Below are 20301 nucleotides of genomic sequence, written 5' to 3'. Positions count from 1 at the left end.
TACTATGATACACCCATGTTGATGCCTCTCGTGACGAAGCCTAGATCCAGGCTTTGGCAGCGGGATTTTTTTGTGAGAGGAAGCGAATGAAACATTTTTTGGTAGTGGCTCGTAGTAGTATAGAAGATTTAAAAGCCGCTTTCATGAATGGAAGAAACAGAACGGAAAGGCGGGGTCTCATGGGGGAAGCCGGCAAATCGGTAATATTCGTTGCTTCGGATTCGGCAGGGGAAACGGGAGAAGCTGTTGTCCGAGCAGCGGCGGTGCAATTTCATCCGCAGCAGGTGGAGATCAGGCGGGTTCCGTTTCTGCAGGACATGTCGGATGTAGACCGGCTGATTCGGACGGTGGTGGAACGTAACGGAATCATTTTGTTCACATTGGTCATCCCGGAATTACGAGATTATTTAATCAATCAGGCGGAGCTTTACCGGATTCCTCATATCGATCTTCTCGGTCCGATCATCCGTACGCTCGAGCAATCCTTAAAGCAAGAGGCGAGTCATACGCCGGGTATGCTTCATAGGCTGGATGAAGATTATTTTAAAAAGGTTGAGGCTATCGAATTTGCGGTTAAGTATGATGACGGGCGTGATTTTAGCGGAGTGCTTCAAGCAGATATCGTATTGGTGGGTGTATCCAGGACTTCGAAGACGCCGTTATCGATGTATTTGGCCCACAAAATGTTCAAGGTGGCCAATGTTCCGCTTGTGCCGGAAATTCAGCCGCCGGAGCAGCTGTTTACGGTCTCCAGCCGCAAAATTGTCGGACTGCGCATCAGCCCGGATAAGCTGAATGTGATTCGCACCGAGAGACTCAAAACGTTGGGGCTTCCGGATAGCGCTACTTACGCCAATACGGAACGTATTCATAGAGAGCTTGAGTATGCCGATAAAATTATGAAGCGTATCGGCTGCGCCGTGATCGACGTATCGAACAAGGCTGTAGAAGAGACGGCTAGCGTTATCATTGATATGTACCGTTCCAGGTAAACCTCTTTGGAGGTTAAAGCAGGATTTTTTGCAAATTCATCGTATATAATATTAACGATAGTACTTCAGTCACAAATCCGGGTTGCAAACCGGTGGGAGCGTAATGACGTATAAAATAGTTGTCGATGCCGATGCGTGCCCGGTAAAGCCGGAAATCATTCAAACCGCCGCCAAATTTGGCGTAGACGTGCTGATGGTCGCTTCCTTTGATCACCGGCTTCAGCCGGCGCAAGGCGTAGAGATTGTACAGGTGGACCGTTCCGATCAATCTGTTGATTTATATATCGCCAACCGGATCTCGGCAGGAGATGTATTGATTACTCAGGATTTCGGTCTCGCCACGCTGGGATTGGGCAAAAAAGCGACGGCCATGTCGAATCGCGGACAAATGTATAGTGACCGAACCATAGGGTTTTTGCTTGAGCGAAGGCATGAACAAGCAAAGCTGCGGCGAGGAGGTAAGCATTCCAAGGGCCCTAGGGCCTTTACGAATGATGACCGTGAAGTATTTCTACAAACTTTGACAAAAGTTTTGTCTCGCATGCAGGAAAATGCCGGAGTGTAGCGAATAGTAATTACGTGTTAATTTGAATGAAGGTGGTTAGATGAGTAACGGACGCATTCCCGAGCATGTCATTGAATCGGTCCTTAAAGCCCATGATATTGTTGAAGTTGTTGGCCGGCACGTTCACTTGACAAAGCAGGGACATTACCTCAAGGGTCTCTGTCCTTTTCATTCAGAGAAAACACCGTCCTTCACCGTGACGCCGGCAAGACAAACTTATCACTGCTTCGGCTGCAAGGCTGGGGGCAATGCCATTCGTTTTCTTTCCGAGGTGGAAGGCTTGTCCTTTGGCGAGGCGGTTCGCAAGCTGGCGGATGAAGCGAAGCTTGATCTAGGTGAGCATTTGCAAACGGCTCAGGAAGAAACGAAGGAGCAACTGGAACGTTCCAAGCTGCTGGAAGGCTATGAGCTTGCTGCCAAGCTGTATCAGTATATCCTTCATAACACGGAGCAAGGGAGAGCGGCCAAAGACTATTTGCGGGATCGCGGAATGAACGACAAGCTGATCGAAACATTCGGGCTTGGCTACGCGCCAACAAGGTGGGATACGCTAACCAACCTCTTGGGAAAGAAGCAATTCTCACTACCGCTTATGGAGCAGGGCGGGCTGCTTTCGGCCAAACAAGACGGAAGCGGATATGTGGATAAGTTTCGCGACCGCATCATGTTTCCGATTTTTGATTGGAAGGGACAGGTCATCGCATTTGGCGGGAGAACCATGGGCGATGCGCAGCCCAAATATTTAAACAGTCCTGAATCGATGCTGTTCCACAAAAGCCGAACGCTCTACAATCTTCACTTGGCGAGACCACAGGCTCGCAAAACGCAGGAGATTGTGCTGTTCGAGGGTTATATGGATGTGATTCGGGCATGGGATGCGGGCATAAAAAACGGTGTGGCCACGATGGGTACAGCCCTGACTTCGGAGCAAGCCGCTGCGATTCGCAGGATCTCCGAACGGGTAACGGTAGCATATGATGGAGATCAAGCGGGTCAAACCGCCGCTTACAAAAGCATACCTTTACTCGAGAACGCAGGCTGCCAGGTTAAGATCAGCATGCTGCCCGACGCGCTCGATCCCGATGAGTATATCGCAAAATACGGTTCTGAACGATTCGTACGGGAAGTTATCGAAACCGCCGTACCGTCGATCAAATATAAACTTCTTTACTTTCGCAAAAATTATAAACTGCAAGAGGATGGAGAAAAGCTCCGGTACATCAAGCAAGCGGTCAAATTGATTGCGGGATTATCATCGCCTATTGAAAGGGAACATTATCTCAAAGAGCTTTCGTCCGAATTTCGGTATTCTTTGGAAGCATTGCAGCAGAATTTGAATGAAATCCGCCTGCAAGCAGAAAAAAACGAAAGATCCGGGGATAATAAAGACAATCCGTGGAATAATGTTATGAATAACGGGAAGCCTCGGATAGAAACACCTTCTATGGTGCCTGCGTATCAATTCGCAGAGCGACAGCTGCTTGCCGTCATGATGCTGGACCGGGATATATCCGGTCAAGTTGAGCGTCAATTGGGAGACGGCTTTAATGTGGATGCTCATGCGGCGTTAGCCGCATACTTGTATTCCTACTATGCCCAGGGCCATGAGCCGAATGTCGGCGCATTCTTAGGCATGCTGCAGGATGAAAAGCTGGAGAGCTTGGCCACTTCCCTGACCTTAATAGACAACCGCAACGGGATCAATGATGCCGTTATTGACGATTACATCCGGGAAATTAAGAAGTATCCGCTTTTGCAATCATTGAAGCGAAAGAAAGAAGAAGTGAAACAAGCAGAACGTTCAGGGGATATCCCTAGAGCACTGCAGCTGGGCAGTGAGATTATTTCCCTAGAAAAGCAGTTGAAATCATCCTGAAACCGGGCAAGCGGCGTAAGTTTGAACTCTAGGGAGGAGGGAGTTGTATGATGGCGAACGATCAACGTACGGAAATAGAGACAGAGCTGACGTTGGAACAAGTAAAGGAACAGCTGATTGAACATGGCAAGAAGCGTTCCGTAATCACGTACAAAGAAATCATGGAAAAGCTCGCTCCATTTGACCAGGATCCGGAGCAAATTGACGAGTTTTTCGAGCAGCTTCAAGAGATGGGCATCGATGTCGGCAATGAAGCAGATGAAGACCACGACATGAGTCCGATGGAGCATGAACACGACGAGTTTCATTTTGATGACGACTTGTCGCTGCCTCCAGGCATCAAGATCAACGATCCGGTTCGAATGTATTTAAAGGAAATCGGCAGGGTTCCGCTGCTTTCCGCCGAGGATGAGGTTGATTTAGCTAAGCGCATCGAGCGTGGAGACGAGGAAGCCAAACGCCGCTTGGCGGAAGCAAACCTTAGGCTTGTGGTAAGCATCGCGAAGCGCTATGTAGGTCGCGGAATGCTGTTTTTGGATTTGATTCAAGAAGGCAATATGGGCTTGATTAAAGCGGTAGAGAAATTCGATCACACGAAAGGCTACAAGTTCAGCACGTACGCAACTTGGTGGATTCGTCAGGCGATTACCCGGGCTATTGCCGACCAGGCCAGAACCATCCGGATTCCGGTACATATGGTGGAAACGATCAATAAGCTGATCCGGGTATCCCGTCAGCTGCTGCAGGAGCTTGGTCGTGAACCAACACCGGAAGAAATCGCCAAAGAGATGGATTTAAGCACAGATAAAGTGCGGGAGATCATGAAAATCGCTCAAGAGCCGGTATCTCTTGAAACCCCGATAGGTGAAGAGGACGATTCGCATTTGGGGGATTTTATCGAGGATCAAGAAGCGCTTGCGCCTGCGGATGCCGCGGCTTACGAACTGCTTAAGGAACAACTCGAGGATGTGCTAGACACCTTGACGGAGCGTGAGGAGAACGTACTTCGCTTGCGTTTCGGTCTGGACGATGGCCGCACGCGCACACTGGAGGAAGTCGGTAAAGTATTCGGTGTTACACGGGAACGGATTCGTCAGATTGAAGCTAAAGCGCTGCGTAAGCTTCGTCATCCTAGCCGAAGCAAACGTTTGAAAGACTTTCTTGAATAATATGGTGTCTCTCTGGACCTTTCTGCGCATAGATGCACAGAAAGGTCTAATTTTTTGCCATCCTGCCGCCGATATTCAATTATGGAAAAAAAGCAGGGCTCAAGGGAGACATAGCCTATGGATGATAAAAAGAAAGAAATCATTGTTCAAGAGATTGAGCACTGGCGGCGCAGCAAGCTGCTGCCTGAGCATTACTGTGATTTTTTGTTGAATATATATGATATACAGCAAGATCAGAATGATCAGGTCGGTGTATTTGGTGTCACCCCAAACAAGATTAGAAACAGTAGCTGGAAAATCTGGATGCTGGGATTGCTGCTCATCATGGCTTTATCTTTTACTGCTCTTAATTTTAACGCTTTTGAATTACCAATGCAAATAGGAATTTCCATTATCTTCTTGGCCGGGTTCTACGGATGGGGAAGCTCCAAGCTAAAGAAAGAACCGATGGCTGCACAAATTTTGATTGGAATGGCCTCTTTATTTCTTCTGTTTATCGGTGTTTATTTGCTGAGGCTGCATGGGGTTGCGGCTTCGGTACCGGTGGTTGCTTACGTAGCTTTGTGCAGCGTGGTTTGGATCGTGACCGGTCTGCTGGCAAGATTGGCGCTGTTTCAGCTGTGCGGATGGGTTAGCTTGGTATTCTGCTATGGCTGGCTGCTGCACTACCAGCTGGAGACGCTGTCATGGATTACGCTGCAGCTAAGCTGGCTGCCGCTGGCCATTCTTTTTTGTTGGATGTCTTGGATTATTCATGAAAAGAACAGGCAAGTCGGGCTGGTTTTCTTTCTATTAAGCCTGATCGTTTGGTATATGCCTGAATTATATGCTATGCTTTATGCTGAGAAATACGGTTCTTTAACCGTGCAGTGGCTGCTCTTAGGCAAGTTGGCGGTGGAGGCGGCGCTGCTGTTTGCTTGGAGAAAAAAATGGACTGAGTGGGTTGTATAAATGATTCGATTGTCAAAACGACTGGAAATGATTGCGCAGGAGGTTCCTGCAGGCAGCCGGCTGGCCGATATTGGCTCCGACCACGCGCTGCTGCCGACCTTTTTGGCAGAACGGGGGATCATCCTCCGTGGTGTAGCAGGAGAGGTTAATGCGGGTCCGTTCGATGCGGCCTTGAAACAGGTCCGGTCTGCCGGATTGGACGGCATCATCGATGTTAGGCTTGGTGATGGACTGCAGGTGATCTCACCGGGAGAAGTGGACGTTGTTACGATCGCCGGTATGGGCGGCACATTAATCGCTTCCATACTGGAAGCGGGGATAGGCAAGCTAACCGGTGTACGCCGTTTGGTATTGCAGCCTAATGTGGGGGAATCCAACGTCAGGCAGTGGCTTTTGGACCATGAATGGGTGCTGATAGGAGAGAGAATCATGGAAGAGGAAGGCAAAACCTATGAAATGTTAACCGCCGTTCCTAAAGCTTTGGCTCCGTACAGCAATGATGAATTATATGAATCCCGTACACTGCCGAGCGGGTTGATAGCAGATCGGCAGCTCATGCTGCAGATGGGTCCTTTCTTACTGAAGGAGGCCTCTCAGGTCTGGATCGATAAGTGGCTTAGTGAGCTGGATAAGCTTAACCGCATTCGCGAGCGGCTGTCGCATTCCGAATTGGAAGCATCACGCACGAAGGAAGCGGAGATCAATAGGGAGATGCAGCAGATCAAGGAGGTGATTGAACGATGTACGCCAAAGGACAAGCAGTGATTGGACTGATGGAGGAGCTGGCTCCGAAATCATATGCCGTAGAGGGTGACAAGATCGGATTGCAAATCGGTACGCTGCACAAGGACATCCGCAAAGTGCTTGTTACCCTGGATGTTACCGAAGAAGTGGCAGACGAGGCGATTCGGGAAGGAGCGGACTTGATCATCGCTCATCATGCCATTATTTATCGTCCTCTGCCGCATATTCGGACGGATACTCCTGCAGGCCGGCTGTTTGAGAAGCTGATCAAGCACGATATTGCCGTTTACATCGCGCATACGAATTTGGATGTGGCCGAAGGCGGTATTAACGATATGATGGCAGAAGCGATCGGGATGACTGTGACGGAGCCGCTGGACGAGGTACATACGGATAAGCTGAAAAAGCTGGTTGTATTCGTGCCGGTAGATTATGCGGAGATGGTCAGACAGGCAATGTTCGATGCAGGGGCCGGAGGGATAGGCAAATACAGTCATTGCAGCTTCAATATGGAGGGGACGGGCACCTTTAAGCCGGATGAGGGTACCGATCCGTTCATTGGCAAGCCAGGAAAGCTTGAGGAAGTTAAAGAGGTTCGTGTGGAAACAATCGTGCCGCAAAGCGCGGAGCGTAAGGTCGTGCAAGCTATGCTCAAGGCGCATCCCTACGAGGAAGTGGCTTACGATTTGTATTCTCTAGATCTGAAGACACGCACATTCGGTCTGGGACGGGCAGGCAAGCTGCCGAAGCCGGTGACGCTAAACGAGCTGTGCGAGCAAGTGAAGAAGGCTTTTGATGTTCCGATGCTGCGTGTGGTCGGAGATCCGGATCGTGTGATCCGTAAAGCCGCTGTGCTTGGCGGATCGGGCAGCCGCTATGTCAAGCACGCGATGTTGGCCGGCGCGGATGTTCTGATTACCGGCGATATCGATTACCATACGGCTCATGATGCATTGGCAGCCGGTATGGCCTTGATTGATCCGGGTCACAATGTGGAGAAAATCATGAAGCTGGGCGTGGCGGAATATTTGCAGCGCAAACTGGCTGAAAGGAAATGGGCGACTGAGGTAGCTGCTTCGCAAATTCATACGGAACCATTCCGTTTTGTGTAGATGCTGCTAGAATCCGGCAGTTGTTTTTTTGTGAGATTCCCTGTATACTATCTCATGCACCTATTGCAAAAGAAAGTTTGACAGACAATCGCTGGCGGCTTTATGCCGCGAGAGGAAAGTCCGGGCTCCACAGGGCGGGATGCTGGATAACGTCCAGTCAGCGCGAGCTGAAGGCTAGTGCCACAGAAACGGACCGCCGATGGCAGCGGGCAACCGCGTGCACAGGTAAGGGTGGAACCGTGGTGTAAGAGACCACGAGGAGTTATGGTGACATCGCTCCTGGTAAACCCCATTTGGAGCAAGACCTAGAGGAACGCAGGTCCCGCAAGGGACAGTCTTTGCCCGAGACGCGTTCGGGTTGGTCGCTTGAGCCAGGCAGCAATGTCTGGCCTAGATAGATGATTGTCGCTTCAATGGTGGCAGGGTGGCCCCCGTTATGACCACCGGAAGTACAGAACCCGGCTTACGGCAAACTTTCTTTCAGCCATTCACGCAATAGAGCTTTGGATACGTGCGAAGAACCGCCTCAAGGGCGGTTCTTCGCTTTTTGGCATAGTTATCTGCTCAATAGCCGCCTCAGCCATTCCGGCCAATGGGTTAGAGTCGTATCTGCTGGGGCGTTTGCTGCCGCTTGCCCGGCGGAGCTGCTGGGTACGGCGGCCTGCAGCGCGGCTATCACGTCGATTAGGCCGTAGCCGAAATACTTGTCCTTGCCGGGAGTTCCGAGATCCGCAGCCGTGTCCCTCATCAGCTGCATAACCTCGGTATTCTTCAGATTAGGGTTAGCGGATCGAATTAACGCCGCCAGAGCAGTCACATGCGGGCTGGCCATGGAAGTGCCGGAAAGCGCCGCATATTGGCCTTGCGGATAAGTGCTGGCAATGCTTACGCCGGGTGCGGCTACATCGATATAATCCCCGTAATTGGAGAACGGTGCTTTCGATTTCTGGGCGTCCACTGCAGCGACCGCGAATACTTCGGGGTATGCGGCAGGATAGCCGGGGCGCTCCGTATTATCGTTACCGCTCGCAGCGATTAATACGACGTCGCGGTCAAAAGCATACTTGATTGCATCGTGAAGAAATTGGGAATCGGCGTAATTGCCAAGGCTCATATTGATGACCTTTGCTCCGTGATCCGTTGCCCAAATAATGCCCTGCGCAACGGCATAAGTGCTTCCGGCACCGGATTTATCGAGCACTTTGACCGGCATAATCCGGTTATACCAGCTCATTCCGGCAACACCCAGATGGTTGTTGACCGATGCTCCAACGACTCCGGCGACATGGGTGCCGTGACCTACATCGTCCATCGGCTTGGAATCCGGATTAACTACGTTATATCCGCTGACCAATTGATTGCTGAGATCCGGATGATTGATATCGACACCTGTATCCACGACGGCTACAGTAATGTCTTGGGAGCCTCTGGTGATGTTCCAGCCGGCTTCCGTATCAATTTGCGGCAGATTCCATTGATAGCGCCGGTAAAGCGAATCGTTAGGCGTGAATACGTCCGCGCGGGTTTCCGTAGTATCGGGTGCCGTTTCGTTGGTTAAATAAAGAAAGTGCGGCTCGGCATATTCAACGTTCCACTGCTTAAAATAGTCCATCATTTGTTTGGCTTCCATATTGCCGGATTCAAAGACGTACGTATAACCCAGCTTGTGGAATTGATCGCTTCCGATCTCTTTGCGGATTCGCGCAAGATCGCTTTCTGCCGGTTCCTTCTTGAATTTAACAACGACCTGATTGACATGGTAATGGCTGGTGCCCTCATTGTCTTCAGGATGGTCGACCCGGACGTCCTGGAGCGAATTGGCATCAACAGATTCAATTTTGTAACGGCCTTCTCCCGGATATGTGACGATCCGCAGGTTTTTAAGCTGATGATCGGCCACCTGCTGTAAAATCTGTTGACGTACCGCGCCTACAAGGCCGGCCGATCCGTCATTGGAAGGAACACCGAGAACAAAGTAGGTGCTTCCGTCGGCATAGATGGGCTTGGACTGATAAGCTTTACCTGCATCGACCAGCTGCTTGGCTTCAGCAAGGAAAGGCTCCACTGCCGGACGAACGGAGTCTGTTAATCCGCCCGATGTCACGCCCTGCGACAGCGGCTGCTGAGCTTTTGTCCAAGCAAGCAGCTGCATGTGCGGATGCTCGGTTTGCACCCTTTTCAAGGTTTCATTGGCTTGGCCAGGCTCCTTTGCACTCAGCTCCTGTACAGTACGGTGAAGCACCATGCTGCACTCATTGCGGCAGAGTTCATCTGTTCTGGCGAGATCCTCATTTAGCATCGTGTGTTTCATTTGTAGCTCGGCTGCGGGAGTTACCGTTTCAGGTGCGGGCGGTTGCTCTCCCCGGGGGAAGATCAGCGCTACGCCGGCAACTACAAGCAGGACGGACATCACATATTTCCACATAGTCTGCTGCCTCCTAAATGTTTGCTGTTATCCTTCCCGTGAAGGTCAATTTGCCATAATAGCAATGTTATCCAAGAGCGCCGGCATGCTGGAAATGGACGGAATTGTAATTTTAGACGTTTTTTCGTGTTACTTTTATACGAGATTTATGGTAGGATGAAGTAAGGGTCATTTATAGTGTCTATGTTGGCTTTTTAAGTTGAGGAGGTCTATCTAAGCTATGGCAGTGTTTAACGTAAAAAATCTTTGTGAAACAACAAGAACGAAGCTGAGCGATGCGATCGCAAAAATGGAAGCATTTTTGAATGAGCACTCTTTGCGGCAGCTGAATACGGACAATGATGAAGCAATGGACGAATTTTACAAAGGATATTTATCTGACACTAGACATCTGCTTGTGTTTTCCGAAGTGTCTTACGAGAAGCTCGGCGTGGCTTTGCGCCGCCCCAATTTCAATGTGGAATATGCCGAAAAGGTATTGTACGAAGTATATCATAGCTGCATAAACAGTTTCTTTTATCCAAAGAACGAATGCTATTCTGAAGATGGCAGATATGCTTACACCGGTCAAGACGCCATTCGCTTCCGTAAAAAACCAAGCCGCGAAGTGAGGGATTTGACGATCGAGCTTTCGAAAATTTTTGAAACACTCCGTGATGAGCTGGCTTACTACGAAACCGACTATATCACGCAAAAGCGGATGCAAGGTGATAAAGTATAATATTGTCCGCCTGGAATATAATGATAATGAAGAGATGCTTTCTCCCAAAGCATCTCTTTTTGCATAAGGAGGATTGATTTGTGTCTCAGACCATCCATTTGAATCAGCTTGCCAAAGATAGTGTCCGGCTAATTCGGCTGAACCAGCACCCAAGCGGAGGTTATGTCGCCTGTCCATTGTTCGCTCATTACAATTACAGCTGGCTCCGAGACGGCAGCTTTATCGCCTATGCTATGGATTGTGCGGGGGAGCATGCAAGCGCAGGACAATTCCATGAATGGGTCACACGAATTGTGGAACGAAAGCAGGGGCATATTCGGTATTTGCTGGAAAAGAACAGCCGCGGCGAGCGGATCGGGCTTAACGAATTTTTACATACCAGATATCATTTGGACGGACGAGATGATATCACGTCCGAATGGGGTCATTTTCAACTGGATGGTTACGGCACCTGGTTATGGGCCTTGACCGAGCATTTGAAAGCTGACGGACATCAGCGGCTTCCGGACCGCTTTCGCTCCAGTGTTGAGGTGACGGCAGCCTATTTGCAGGCGTTTTGGCGGCTGCCGAATTTCGACTGCTGGGAAGAATATGCAGATCACATCCATCCTTCGACGCTGGCTTGTATTTATGGCGGACTAAAAGGAGTCGCCGAGTTGGAGAAAAGGCACGATCTGGAGGAGGTTTGCGGGCAGATCAAGGCGTTTTTGCTTGACCATGCGGTACATCCGGAGCGGGGGCATTTTGTAAAGTTTGTAACCCCGGCACCTGAAGCGGATGTCACTGCAGCCCGAATTGGTAATGACGAAGTGGACGCAAGCTTAATGTGGCTCTGTCAGCCCTTTGGTTTGTTTGAGCCGGAGCATCCTATCATGAAGAATACTCTGAACCAAATCGAGTCCGATTTGCGGACGGCACAAGGCGGGATTCGCAGATACAAGGGGGATGAGTATTACGGCGGAGGAGAATGGCTGCTGCTTACGGCGTGGCACGGATGGGTAAGGCTGTCCATGGGCGACCGCCGTCAAGCGGAAATAGCGTTACAGTGGATTGTCTCCAAGGCTGATGATCAGGGAAGGCTCCCCGAACAGGTCCCGGATGCGCTGGAGGACAGGCATAAATATGACGAGTGGGTTGCCCGGTGGGGACCTCCCGCCCTGCCGCTATTGTGGTCGCATGCGATGTTTTTGGTATTGAATCACAAGCTTGGATAGGCCGTGCCTTGGCGTCAGCGGGAATATCGCCGATGGATAAGGGGCAAGCTGAGACAGGGGTGATAACTATGCCACAAGTGAAATGCAGCGTTGCAAACTGTGAATATTGGGCACAGGGAAACAACTGTAATGCAAATACGATCATGATCGAAGTCGATAAGCATGCGAAGGTCGGTTATGATACGGAATTTGCCGCTGATTTTACGGACCATAAGGATGTAGCCAAAAGTGTGCGCAATACCTGTTGCCATACCTTCGAGCCGAAAAAAGCGAAATGATCTTCTTCATATGAAGGGAGTGATCATCACGTGAGACGTAAGCTCGGGGTTCAACGTTCCGGTTTGTCCGCCAAGCCGGACAAACCGCTTCAGCAGTTAAAACGGGAGCAGCTGCACAAAGAGTCCGGCATGAAGGTAAATGAAGAATTTGCGGGTGATTCGGCCGCCTCTCATCGGCTGCCGCATTTCCGTCAGGAAAGGCCTAAGGCATCCGCCGCATCGGAAGTGGAGCAGTCTGATGCAGGAGCATCGGCTTCAACCCGCTGGTTGGGCTATACCGCCCTGATTTTGGCGGTACTGTCACTCATGGTGTTTCCGGTACTGCTGGGCTCGACATCGACGCTGCTCGGATTTTTCGCTTTTATGCTCGGGCAAAGGACCTTAGGGGCTTGGTCCGTTGCAATCGGACTGATTTCTTTGGCGGGTTATTTTGTTTTGGTGCCCTTATTAACGTAAGAAAGCAGTGAAGCAGAAGCAGGCCGATTCAGACGGTCTGCTTCTTTGCCTGAAAATAGGACTGGATGACAAGCTCAAAAAGGTGTAAAATAATCTTATTGAGATGGTAAGATTGTACAATCAAGGAGTTTAAGCCTATATGAGTTTGAATCCAGGAACGATCGATCCCAGAACCTTAAAAGAATTACTCCGTCTCCAGATGTTGAACAAATCCGATTTGTTGTCCTCAACAAGCGTTGCTTCAGATACGGAGGATCATAGCGGCTTTTCCGAGCTGTTGAGCGGACTTCTGGCGATGAAAGAACCGCAGGATGCGCCTTCTGAGGCTTCGTTGAAGCCCGCGATGCTGTCAATGCCGGGCTTGATGACTCCATGGGTGCAACAGCGTCTTTCAGCCAGCAGGCCTACCGAGTTTGAAGAGCACATTCAGGAAGCGAGCCGGCGTTACGGTGTAGAGTCAAGCCTGATCAAAGCCGTTATCGATGCGGAATCGTCTTTTAACCCCGGTGCGGTATCCCGGACAGGTGCCAAAGGGCTAATGCAGCTGATGGATGCAACAGGGCAGAGTCTGGGTGTAACCAATCCGTTCGATCCCGTACAAAATATAGAAGGCGGAACACGCTATTTATCCAATCTTTTGGTAAAATACAACGGCAGCGCCAGTACGGCTCTCGCGGCCTATAATGCAGGTCCCGGACGAGTGGACCGGATTGGTGTCAAGAACGATGAGGACTTGATGTCGAAGCTTCATCTGCTGCCGGCCGAAACGCAGCAATATATCCGCAAAGTGATGGGTTTAAAACAGGAATATGACGCTATCGTATGACAGCCATAAGACCAATTGCAGTTTTTCTTCCGAACGGTGATTTCGGAAGGTGAAGCTGCAATTGGTCTTTTCTTGGAACTGAAGGAGGAACTGTTTTTGCTTTATATGGATTACGCGGCAACAACACCGATGTACGAAGAAGTCATTGACACGATGACGGAAGTGATGAGATCGTTTTATGGAAATCCATCCTCGCTGCATGCGATGGGAGCCGATGCGGAGCAGCTTATGGCCCGTGCCCGCCAAACGATTGCCGCTATGCTGCAATGTGCCCCCGGTGAAATCCGATTCACATCAGGAGGGACGGAGAGCAATAACCTGGCCATTAGAGGTGCGGCAGGAAAGTACCGGCACAGAGGAAACCATATTATTACCACTATGGTTGAGCATGCATCAGTGTATGAAACCTTTCGCAGGCTGGAAATGGACGGGTACCGCGTCACTTACTTGCCTGTAGACGATACGGGTCAAGTTTGCCTGGATGAGCTGGAAAGTGCATTAACAGATGAAACGATTCTTGTGAGCATCATGCATGTGAATAATGAAATGGGACGGATACAGCCCATTGAACAAATCGGCCGAATGCTTCGTCATCGGCCCAAAACACTTTTTCACGTCGATGCGGTGCAATCCATCGGCAAGCTTCCGGTCATTCCCGGGCAGCTCGGAGCCGATCTTCTGACATGCTCGGCGCACAAGCTTCGGGGACCTAAAGGAATTGGCTTTTTATACTGCCGCAATGGTGTGGAGCTGGAGCCGCTGCTGCTTGGAGGCGGGCAGGAGGATGGCCTGCGATCGGGAACGGAGAATGTCCCCGCGATTGTAGGCATGGCCAAAGCGGTAAGGATGGCTGTCGAGGAGCAGCAGGCCTTCGCCAGGCATACGGCCGCGTTGCGCGAAGGGCTTATTCAAGGGATTGATCGATTGCCTGAGCTTGTGCTTACCGGTTCCCGGAATCCGGGGGAAATGGCGCCGCATATTGTCCATTTTTCTTATCCCGGTATGAAGTCGGAAGTCCTCGTACATGCTTTAGAACAGAGAGGCATTTATGTCTCGGCCCGTTCGGCATGCTCCTCGGGAGCGGAGAAGCCAAGCCGGGTGCTGACGGCGATGGGCGCGGACCGCGCCGCGGCTGTAAGCGGCATACGATTGAGCTATTCGCTACAGCAAAAACTTGAAGATGTGCGGCATTTCTGTTCTGCGCTGCAGGAAGTGGTTGCCGAGCTGAAACCGGCTGCATCTTCACGGAAAGGACGGAGAAATTCATGATGAAACCGCAGCAGGCGATTCTCCGGCTTGGGGAACTGACATTAAAGGGGCGAAACCGGCACCGGTTTGAGAAAACGATATTCGAGCAGGTAAAACGAACGCTTCGTTCTTTTGAAGCCATCTCGTATCAGAAGGAATTCGGAAGAATCATTCTTCATTTGAACGGTGCAGATTATGAGGAATTGGTGCCATATCTGCAAAAAGTATTGGGCCTTGCTTCGTTCAGTCCCATTTATACCTCACCATTGGAATTGGAACGTATACAAGAAACGGCCTTGGGTGTGATGCAGTCATTAAAATCGTTCCCTCAAACATATAAAGTAAGTGTAAGGAGAATAAACAAGAGCTTTCCTCATGATTCTCAAGAGATGAACCGCTTGGTCGGAGGCTTTGTCCTGCGGGCTTTTCCCGACTTGAAGGTGGACGTGCACCGGCCGGAGGCGGAGCTGAGAGTAGAGCTTCGCGATCATGAAGCTCTGCTGTACTGCCGTGTGGATGAGGGGGCCGGAGGCTTTCCGCTCGGCTCCAACGGGAAGGCCATGCTGATGCTATCAGGCGGGATCGACAGCCCGGTTGCCGGCTATCTTGCCTTGAGACAGGGACTTAGACTCGAAGCGGTGCATTTTCACAGCTATCCTTTTACCAATGAAAAGTCTCAGCAAAAAGTGATCGATTTGGCAAAGAAGCTGGCTGAGTTTGCCGGACCGATAAAGCTCCATATGGTTTCGTTTACCTCCGTGCAGACAAAAATCCATAAAGCCTACAATCATAATTTGCTGATCACTTTGCTGCGGCGCGCTATGCTGCGTATTACCGAGAAGCTGGCGGAGGAAAGAGGGGGCGGAGCGATTGTAACGGGAGAAAGCCTCGGTCAGGTCGCCAGTCAAACGCTGTCCAGTATGAATGCCATCGGACGTGCGGTGCAATTGCCTCTCATCCGGCCTTTGGTATGCATGGAGAAGAGAGAGATCATTGAGATTGCGGAAGGGATCGATACGTTCCAGATTTCCATTCTTCCGCATGAGGATTGCTGTACACTGTTTTTGCCGCCAAGCCCAAGCACAAACCCGAATCTCAGAGTCGTGGAGAGCATTGAAAGCAAGATGGATTGGCTTGAGGAGGAGCTGGAGGAAGCCGTTCGCAATACCCAATCCATATGGGTAGATCCGATTGCGGATAAAGAGGACAAGTTCGCTTCATTTTTCTAAATCCACTGGAGGTAAAGCGGCATGATGATGGAATGGACTTTGCTTTTTTTGCAAATTATGCTGATTAACATCGTGCTTAGCGGGGATAATGCGGTAGTCATTGCGCTTGCAAGCAAAAAGCTGCCGCTGGAAGAACGAAAAAAAGCGATATGGTGGGGGACTTTCGGAGCGATAGGCATACGGATCATTCTGACGCTTGCGGCAGTGTACGTTCTTCAGATCCCGTATATCCAAACCGCCGGCTCGCTTCTGCTGCTGTGGATCGCCATCAAGCTGATGATGGATGAGGAGGATGAGCATTCTAACGTAAAAGAGGCCTCTACGCTCGGGAAAGCGATTTGGACGATTATTGCGGCGGATTTCGTCATGAGCCTTGATAATGTATTGGCCATCGCAGCAAAGGCGAAGGGCGAAGTCGGAATCATTATTCTTGGCATCGCGATGAGCGTTCCCATTATCGTCTGGGGCAGCACACTTGTAGTTAAGCTGCTCAAAAAATATCCTGTGCTTGTTTTTGCGGGAGCCGGAATACTCGGCTATACGGCGGGTGAAATGTTTATGGCGGACCACAAGGTAGTCAGCTGGCTGTTCGGCAGCATTTCCCATTATCTGATTCCCGTGATTACAACGCTGATCGTCATTGGATCCGGGCTTCTGAAAAAGTTCGTACTCCATCCAAGATCGTCTTAATCTGCGGACTTGAGAATCAGTTAAGCTGCACCACGTTTTTTTTGTTTCGGTCTTCTTGCGTTTTTGTGCGGTTTCCCTTATAATGAAATGTGAATTGTAGCGTCGGCGCTTACGTCCGACGCTTCTTTTATGAACGGGCTTTTCGCGCCGGGTTCACAGCTCGCTCGCGGAATCAAGCCACATCTGAAGAGAGGGTTATGTGACGTCATGCATTCAAGAGATAAGATAAGAAATATTGCCATTATTGCTCACGTCGATCATGGCAAAACGACACTGGTAGATAAATTGCTCCAACAATCCGGTACGTTCCGAGACAACGAGGCTGTTCAGGAGCGGGCCATGGACTCCAATGATTTGGAGCGTGAGCGCGGCATTACCATATTGGCGAAAAACACGGCCATCAGTTATAAGGATTTTCTGATTAATATTGTGGATACCCCCGGTCACGCCGATTTTGGCGGTGAGGTGGAGCGCATTATGAAAATGGTTGACGGCGTTCTGTTGGTCGTCGATGCCTTCGAGGGCACGATGCCGCAAACGAAATTCGTTTTGCGCAAAGCGCTTGAGCAGCACTTGACCCCGATTGTCGTCGTGAACAAGATCGACCGTCCGAATGCCCGTCCTGCTGAGGTAGTGGACGAGGTGCTTGATTTGTTTATTGAGCTTGGCGCCGACGATGACCAGCTGGATTTCCCTGTCGTATATGCCTCCGCACTGATGGGAACCTCCAGTATGGATCCCGAACGTCAGGACGAGAACATGCAGGCGCTCTATGAGACCATCATAAAGCATATTCCGCATCCGACCGAAGATGTGAGCCAGCCGCTGCAGTTCCTCGTCACTCTGATGGACTTTAACGAATATTTAGGCCGTATTGCTGTCGGCCGCGTGAACCGCGGGACGGTACGCCAAGGCCAGTCGATCGCGGTCATTAACCGCGAAGGACAGACCAAGCAAGCCCGTATTGAGAAGCTCTTCGGATTCCAAGGCTTGAAGCGTCTGGAAATCGAAGAAGCGGGAGCGGGAGACATTGTTGCTATCGCCGGTATCAAAGATATTAATATCGGTGAAACCATAGCCGATCCGGCTCATCCTGAAGCGCTGCCGGTGCTTAAGATTGACGAGCCGACGCTGCAAATGACGTTCCTGGTGAACAACAGTCCGTTCGCCGGACGGGAAGGTAAATGGGTAACGTCCAGAAAGCTTCGTGAGCGCCTGCTCAAAGAATTGGAGACCGATGTCAGTCTTCGTGTGGATGAAACGGACAGCCCTGACGCTTTCATCGTATCGGGACGCGGAGAGCTGCACCTGGGCATTTTAATTGAAAATATGCGCCGTGAAGGCTTTGAGCTTCAAGTATCGAAACCGGAGGTTATCATTAAGGAAATCGACGGACAAAAGATGGAGCCGATCGAGCGCCTGATTATCGATGTCCCGGAAGAAAGCATGGGCTCGGTCATGGAGAGCTTGGGTACCCGCAAAGCGGAGATGGTCAATATGATCAATAACGGATCAGGGAATGTACGCCTTGAATTCCTTATTCCTGCGCGCGGTCTGATTGGCTACCGGACTTACTTCTTGACGCTGACTCGCGGTTACGGCATTATGAACCATGCATTTGACAGCTATGGTCCTTATGCGGGCAGCGGCGTAGGCGGGCGTCATGAAGGCGTACTGATTTCCAGCGAGACCGGCGTTTCCACGTTCTATGGAATGATGTCGGTCGAAGACCGCGGTATGTTGTTCCTGGAGCCGGGAACCGAAGTTTACGAAGGAATGATCGTCGGAGAGCATAACCGCGACAACGACATTATCGTTAACATTTGCAAAGAGAAGCAGTTGACCAACGTACGTTCTGCTACGAAGGAAGATACCGTGAAGATGAAGACTCCGCGGATTTACTCCCTTGAGCAGGCGCTCGAATATCTGAATGACGATGAATACTGTGAAATCACACCCAAATCGATCCGCTTGCGGAAGAAGATTTTGAATAAAAACGAGCGCGAGCGTGCCGAAAAGCACCGCAAAATGGCGGAAGCCGGCGTGTAATGATCATATGTATCACCAAGAGAGCTCTGAGAGATCAGAGCTTTCTTTTCCATCATAATAGTATAGTCGCTTGCTAAGGGAGGTGTATCTTATGGTTGAATGGTTTCGTGCGCATCCGTTTATTACTTGGATTTTGATTTTCGTTCTCATCACTTATGTGTACAATAAAGTATTTAGGGTACGGAAGCTGCCGATCTTAAAAGACGCCGTCATTTACTTGATGCTCGCATTAGGCTCCGGCATGCTGCTGTTCTTCCAGTTGGCGGGTCTACCGATTGTGCCGAGCTTGGCGGTTGCCGTAGCATTGATGTTTATGGTGAAAATCCGTTACTTTGTTCAGGAGCGGAGCCAAAAGAAGGAATAGGTGTCTTATGCGATAGGTTCGGAAAGGAGTGGGCATCCTGTGGCTAAATGTTGGCTGATGCCGGTCAAGTGGGACGGACATTATGCGGTGTTGGGTGAAGAAAGGCTTCTTTTGGAGCCCGAGGAGGCCCGTGTACGTTTTGCCGAAGCGCTTCGCCTTGTTCACCCCAGGCTGCTTTTAAGCTTTAAGGCGGAACTGCTGCTCTCCGACGATGCCTTGGAGACCTGCGGAACGGGCGTGCTCCCGTTTGATTTGGGACAAGGGCAGGCGGTACGTCTTGCAGCCATTGAACAAGAGGGAATGAAGGCGGATCAGGCTGAGGTTTATCCTTTATCTCACTGTGCCGAGGCGTATTTCAACCGGCTGCTGACACCGCAGGAGGCTTCCTCTTTGTTATCGGAAACGGTCACAGGCATAGAGACGGAGCTGTGGCTCAAAACCATGCGGGAATGGCTGACACAGGACCGCTGCGTAATTTTGCTGAGAGAGGACTGAAAGCGTTTGAAATTACAGGATGCGCTGTTCAATTGGCTGCAAATCAGCATCGTTGCAGAAGCCCGGCCGGAAGACCGTGCAGCCGCTGAGACGAGGGATTTTTTTGAGGTGATCCTGCGGGAAGACCATCACCTGACTCAATTCGGCTATACCATGGACGATGACGTGTACAGGATTCATTATGAAACGGCAGGAGAAAGCCGAATCCAGCCGTTTGACCGTGAGTCTGCCGAACAGCTGCTGGAAGATATTAATTCAAACCCGAAGTATAATGAATGACATAATCGTTAAGACATGTCGATAAAATAAAATATTAATATTTGAAGGGAGTATTCCGGACAACTGTTTGTAGCTGCAAGATTACACCTATGATATAATGAACATAGTAACAACGAACAAACCTTAGGAGGGGAATGCATGGCCGAAACGATCACTACTCTTTCGGAACAGCTCTTCGACTCATTGCAACGGGAATCGTTCGCATTGTTAAGCACGATCGATCATGAAACCGGCGCGCCGGCCATGAACGCCATTTCCTGGCTTTATGCCAAGGATGAGAGGACAATTCGTTTTGCCGTGGACCAACGCTCGCGAATCGGAACCAACTTAGGGAACCAACCGCTAGTCAATTTGACCTTCATCGGCGCCGGCTCGGTACATGCCATTTATGGCACTGTGCGTCTTGTTACTGATGCGTTAGACGGAGTTCCGTTCAAGCTGGCCTGTTATGACATCGATATTTCTACGGTACGGGATGCCATGTTCTATGGAGCACGCATTTCCGTTGCGCCTGAATATGAAAAGACGTACGACAAGCGTGCCGCTGAGAGGCTGGACACGCAGGTGTTCGACGCCATGAAAAAAGCCTAGAATCGTTTTGCATTCTAGGCTTTTTTG

21 protein-coding genes and 1 other RNA gene are annotated in these 20301 nt (G+C 50.3%); 21 read left to right on the top strand and 1 reads right to left on the bottom strand.

Annotated features, from left to right (window positions below; translation table 11 throughout):
• Nucleotides 1-179 precede the first annotated feature (179 nt).
• The 8 genes from ACZYR9_RS03225 to rnpB all read left to right on the top strand — a co-directional run bounded on the left by ACZYR9_RS03225 (nt 180) and on the right by rnpB (nt 7890).
• Nucleotides 180-992, top strand: coding sequence for a pyruvate, water dikinase regulatory protein (locus ACZYR9_RS03225; protein WP_488977141.1), 813 nt, complete (start codon nt 180-182; stop codon nt 990-992).
• 103 nt (nt 993-1095) lie between these two features.
• Entirely contained in the window at nt 1096-1557 is a 462-nt protein-coding gene (locus tag ACZYR9_RS03220; protein WP_488976995.1) for a YaiI/YqxD family protein, read from the top strand.
• A gap of 40 nt (nt 1558-1597) precedes the next feature.
• The gene (dnaG, locus tag ACZYR9_RS03215) at nt 1598-3433 is read left to right on the top strand and encodes a DNA primase (protein WP_488976994.1); all 1836 of its coding nucleotides are present in this window, start codon (nt 1598-1600) and stop codon (nt 3431-3433) included.
• A gap of 50 nt (nt 3434-3483) precedes the next feature.
• Nucleotides 3484-4602 (top strand): RNA polymerase sigma factor RpoD, encoded by a 1119-nt coding sequence (gene rpoD / locus ACZYR9_RS03210; protein WP_488977140.1) that lies wholly within the window; start codon nt 3484-3486, stop codon nt 4600-4602.
• A gap of 117 nt (nt 4603-4719) precedes the next feature.
• Nucleotides 4720-5553 carry a hypothetical protein gene (locus ACZYR9_RS03205; protein ID WP_488976993.1) on the top strand — a complete coding sequence of 278 codons (834 nt, stop codon included), beginning with the start codon at nt 4720-4722 and terminating at the stop codon, nt 5551-5553.
• Nucleotides 5554-6318, top strand: coding sequence for a tRNA (adenine(22)-N(1))-methyltransferase (locus tag ACZYR9_RS03200; RefSeq protein WP_488976992.1), 765 nt, complete (start codon nt 5554-5556; stop codon nt 6316-6318).
• Entirely contained in the window at nt 6294-7409 is a 1116-nt protein-coding gene (locus ACZYR9_RS03195; protein ID WP_488976991.1) for a Nif3-like dinuclear metal center hexameric protein, read from the top strand. The genes ACZYR9_RS03200 and ACZYR9_RS03195 overlap by 25 nt, the downstream gene beginning before the upstream one ends.
• Nucleotides 7410-7481: 72 nt before the next feature.
• An RNA gene (gene rnpB, locus ACZYR9_RS03190) (RNase P RNA component class A) lies at nt 7482-7890 on the top strand.
• Between the two features lie 75 nt (nt 7891-7965).
• Here rnpB and ACZYR9_RS03185 read toward each other — a convergent pair.
• Entirely contained in the window at nt 7966-9834 is a 1869-nt protein-coding gene (locus tag ACZYR9_RS03185; RefSeq protein ID WP_488976990.1) for a S8 family peptidase, read from the bottom strand.
• 220 nt (nt 9835-10054) lie between these two features.
• On the opposite strand from ACZYR9_RS03185, the gene ACZYR9_RS03180 reads away from it, so the two are divergent.
• From ACZYR9_RS03180 to ACZYR9_RS03120, 13 genes are all read left to right on the top strand, one after another.
• Complete coding sequence (locus tag ACZYR9_RS03180; RefSeq protein WP_488976989.1) at nt 10055-10555, top strand: YpuI family protein; 501 nt, start codon at nt 10055-10057, stop codon at nt 10553-10555.
• Nucleotides 10556-10635: 80 nt separating this feature from the next.
• A complete protein-coding gene (locus tag ACZYR9_RS03175; RefSeq protein WP_488976988.1) occupies nt 10636-11769 on the top strand; it encodes a glycoside hydrolase family 15 protein in 1134 nt (377 codons plus the stop codon).
• A gap of 68 nt (nt 11770-11837) precedes the next feature.
• Nucleotides 11838-12047 carry a DUF1540 domain-containing protein gene (locus ACZYR9_RS03170; protein WP_488976987.1) on the top strand — a complete coding sequence of 70 codons (210 nt, stop codon included), beginning with the start codon at nt 11838-11840 and terminating at the stop codon, nt 12045-12047.
• A 30-nt stretch (nt 12048-12077) separates the two neighbouring features.
• Nucleotides 12078-12503, top strand: a complete 426-nt coding sequence (locus tag ACZYR9_RS03165) for a hypothetical protein (RefSeq protein WP_488976986.1) — start codon at nt 12078-12080, stop codon at nt 12501-12503.
• A 139-nt stretch (nt 12504-12642) separates the two neighbouring features.
• Nucleotides 12643-13329: a lytic transglycosylase domain-containing protein gene (locus tag ACZYR9_RS03160; RefSeq protein WP_488976985.1), complete on the top strand. Its 687-nt coding sequence runs from the start codon at nt 12643-12645 to the stop codon at nt 13327-13329.
• 96 nt (nt 13330-13425) lie between these two features.
• Complete coding sequence (locus ACZYR9_RS03155) at nt 13426-14598, top strand: cysteine desulfurase family protein (protein ID WP_488976984.1); 1173 nt, start codon at nt 13426-13428, stop codon at nt 14596-14598.
• A complete protein-coding gene (gene thiI, locus ACZYR9_RS03150) occupies nt 14595-15806 on the top strand; it encodes a tRNA uracil 4-sulfurtransferase ThiI (protein WP_488976983.1) in 1212 nt (403 codons plus the stop codon). Before ACZYR9_RS03155 ends, thiI begins: the two co-directional genes overlap by 4 nt.
• A gap of 24 nt (nt 15807-15830) precedes the next feature.
• Nucleotides 15831-16496 carry a TerC family protein gene (locus ACZYR9_RS03145; RefSeq protein ID WP_488977139.1) on the top strand — a complete coding sequence of 222 codons (666 nt, stop codon included), beginning with the start codon at nt 15831-15833 and terminating at the stop codon, nt 16494-16496.
• Between the two features lie 207 nt (nt 16497-16703).
• Nucleotides 16704-18545, top strand: coding sequence for a translational GTPase TypA (gene typA, locus ACZYR9_RS03140; protein ID WP_488976982.1), 1842 nt, complete (start codon nt 16704-16706; stop codon nt 18543-18545).
• Nucleotides 18546-18636: 91 nt separating this feature from the next.
• Nucleotides 18637-18909, top strand: a complete 273-nt coding sequence (locus tag ACZYR9_RS03135; protein ID WP_488976981.1) for a YlaH-like family protein — start codon at nt 18637-18639, stop codon at nt 18907-18909.
• A 39-nt stretch (nt 18910-18948) separates the two neighbouring features.
• Nucleotides 18949-19404: a hypothetical protein gene (locus tag ACZYR9_RS03130; protein WP_488976980.1), complete on the top strand. Its 456-nt coding sequence runs from the start codon at nt 18949-18951 to the stop codon at nt 19402-19404.
• Between the two features lie 6 nt (nt 19405-19410).
• Nucleotides 19411-19683 (top strand): hypothetical protein, encoded by a 273-nt coding sequence (locus ACZYR9_RS03125; RefSeq protein WP_488976979.1) that lies wholly within the window; start codon nt 19411-19413, stop codon nt 19681-19683.
• 138 nt (nt 19684-19821) lie between these two features.
• Nucleotides 19822-20274 (top strand): pyridoxamine 5'-phosphate oxidase family protein, encoded by a 453-nt coding sequence (locus tag ACZYR9_RS03120; protein WP_488976978.1) that lies wholly within the window; start codon nt 19822-19824, stop codon nt 20272-20274.
• Nucleotides 20275-20301: the final 27 nt, after the last annotated feature.

The sequence above is a fragment of the Paenibacillus sp. F024 genome, assembly GCF_057814255.1.
Note: the sequence above shows the minus strand (reverse complement) of the source record. Positions and strands in the feature narration are given on the sequence as shown.

Excerpts from the sequence above, each read along its gene's own strand:
- ACZYR9_RS03225 (WP_488977141.1), top strand. The coding sequence starts at position 180 with ATGGGGGAAGCCGGCAAATCGGTAATATTCGTTGCTTCGGATTCGGCA.
- ACZYR9_RS03220 (WP_488976995.1), top strand. The coding sequence starts at position 1,096 with ATGACGTATAAAATAGTTGTCGATGCCGATGCGTGCCCGGTAAAGCCG.
- dnaG (WP_488976994.1), top strand. The coding sequence starts at position 1,598 with ATGAGTAACGGACGCATTCCCGAGCATGTCATTGAATCGGTCCTTAAA.
- rpoD (WP_488977140.1), top strand. The coding sequence starts at position 3,484 with ATGGCGAACGATCAACGTACGGAAATAGAGACAGAGCTGACGTTGGAA.
- ACZYR9_RS03205 (WP_488976993.1), top strand. The coding sequence starts at position 4,720 with ATGGATGATAAAAAGAAAGAAATCATTGTTCAAGAGATTGAGCACTGG.
- ACZYR9_RS03200 (WP_488976992.1), top strand. The coding sequence starts at position 5,554 with ATGATTCGATTGTCAAAACGACTGGAAATGATTGCGCAGGAGGTTCCT.
- ACZYR9_RS03195 (WP_488976991.1), top strand. The coding sequence starts at position 6,294 with ATGTACGCCAAAGGACAAGCAGTGATTGGACTGATGGAGGAGCTGGCT.
- ACZYR9_RS03185 (WP_488976990.1), bottom strand. The coding sequence starts at position 9,834 with ATGTGGAAATATGTGATGTCCGTCCTGCTTGTAGTTGCCGGCGTAGCG.
- ACZYR9_RS03180 (WP_488976989.1), top strand. The coding sequence starts at position 10,055 with ATGGCAGTGTTTAACGTAAAAAATCTTTGTGAAACAACAAGAACGAAG.
- ACZYR9_RS03170 (WP_488976987.1), top strand. The coding sequence starts at position 11,838 with ATGCCACAAGTGAAATGCAGCGTTGCAAACTGTGAATATTGGGCACAG.
- ACZYR9_RS03160 (WP_488976985.1), top strand. The coding sequence starts at position 12,643 with ATGAGTTTGAATCCAGGAACGATCGATCCCAGAACCTTAAAAGAATTA.
- thiI (WP_488976983.1), top strand. The coding sequence starts at position 14,595 with ATGATGAAACCGCAGCAGGCGATTCTCCGGCTTGGGGAACTGACATTA.
- ACZYR9_RS03145 (WP_488977139.1), top strand. The coding sequence starts at position 15,831 with ATGATGGAATGGACTTTGCTTTTTTTGCAAATTATGCTGATTAACATC.
- typA (WP_488976982.1), top strand. The coding sequence starts at position 16,704 with ATGCATTCAAGAGATAAGATAAGAAATATTGCCATTATTGCTCACGTC.
- ACZYR9_RS03135 (WP_488976981.1), top strand. The coding sequence starts at position 18,637 with ATGGTTGAATGGTTTCGTGCGCATCCGTTTATTACTTGGATTTTGATT.
- ACZYR9_RS03120 (WP_488976978.1), top strand. The coding sequence starts at position 19,822 with ATGGCCGAAACGATCACTACTCTTTCGGAACAGCTCTTCGACTCATTG.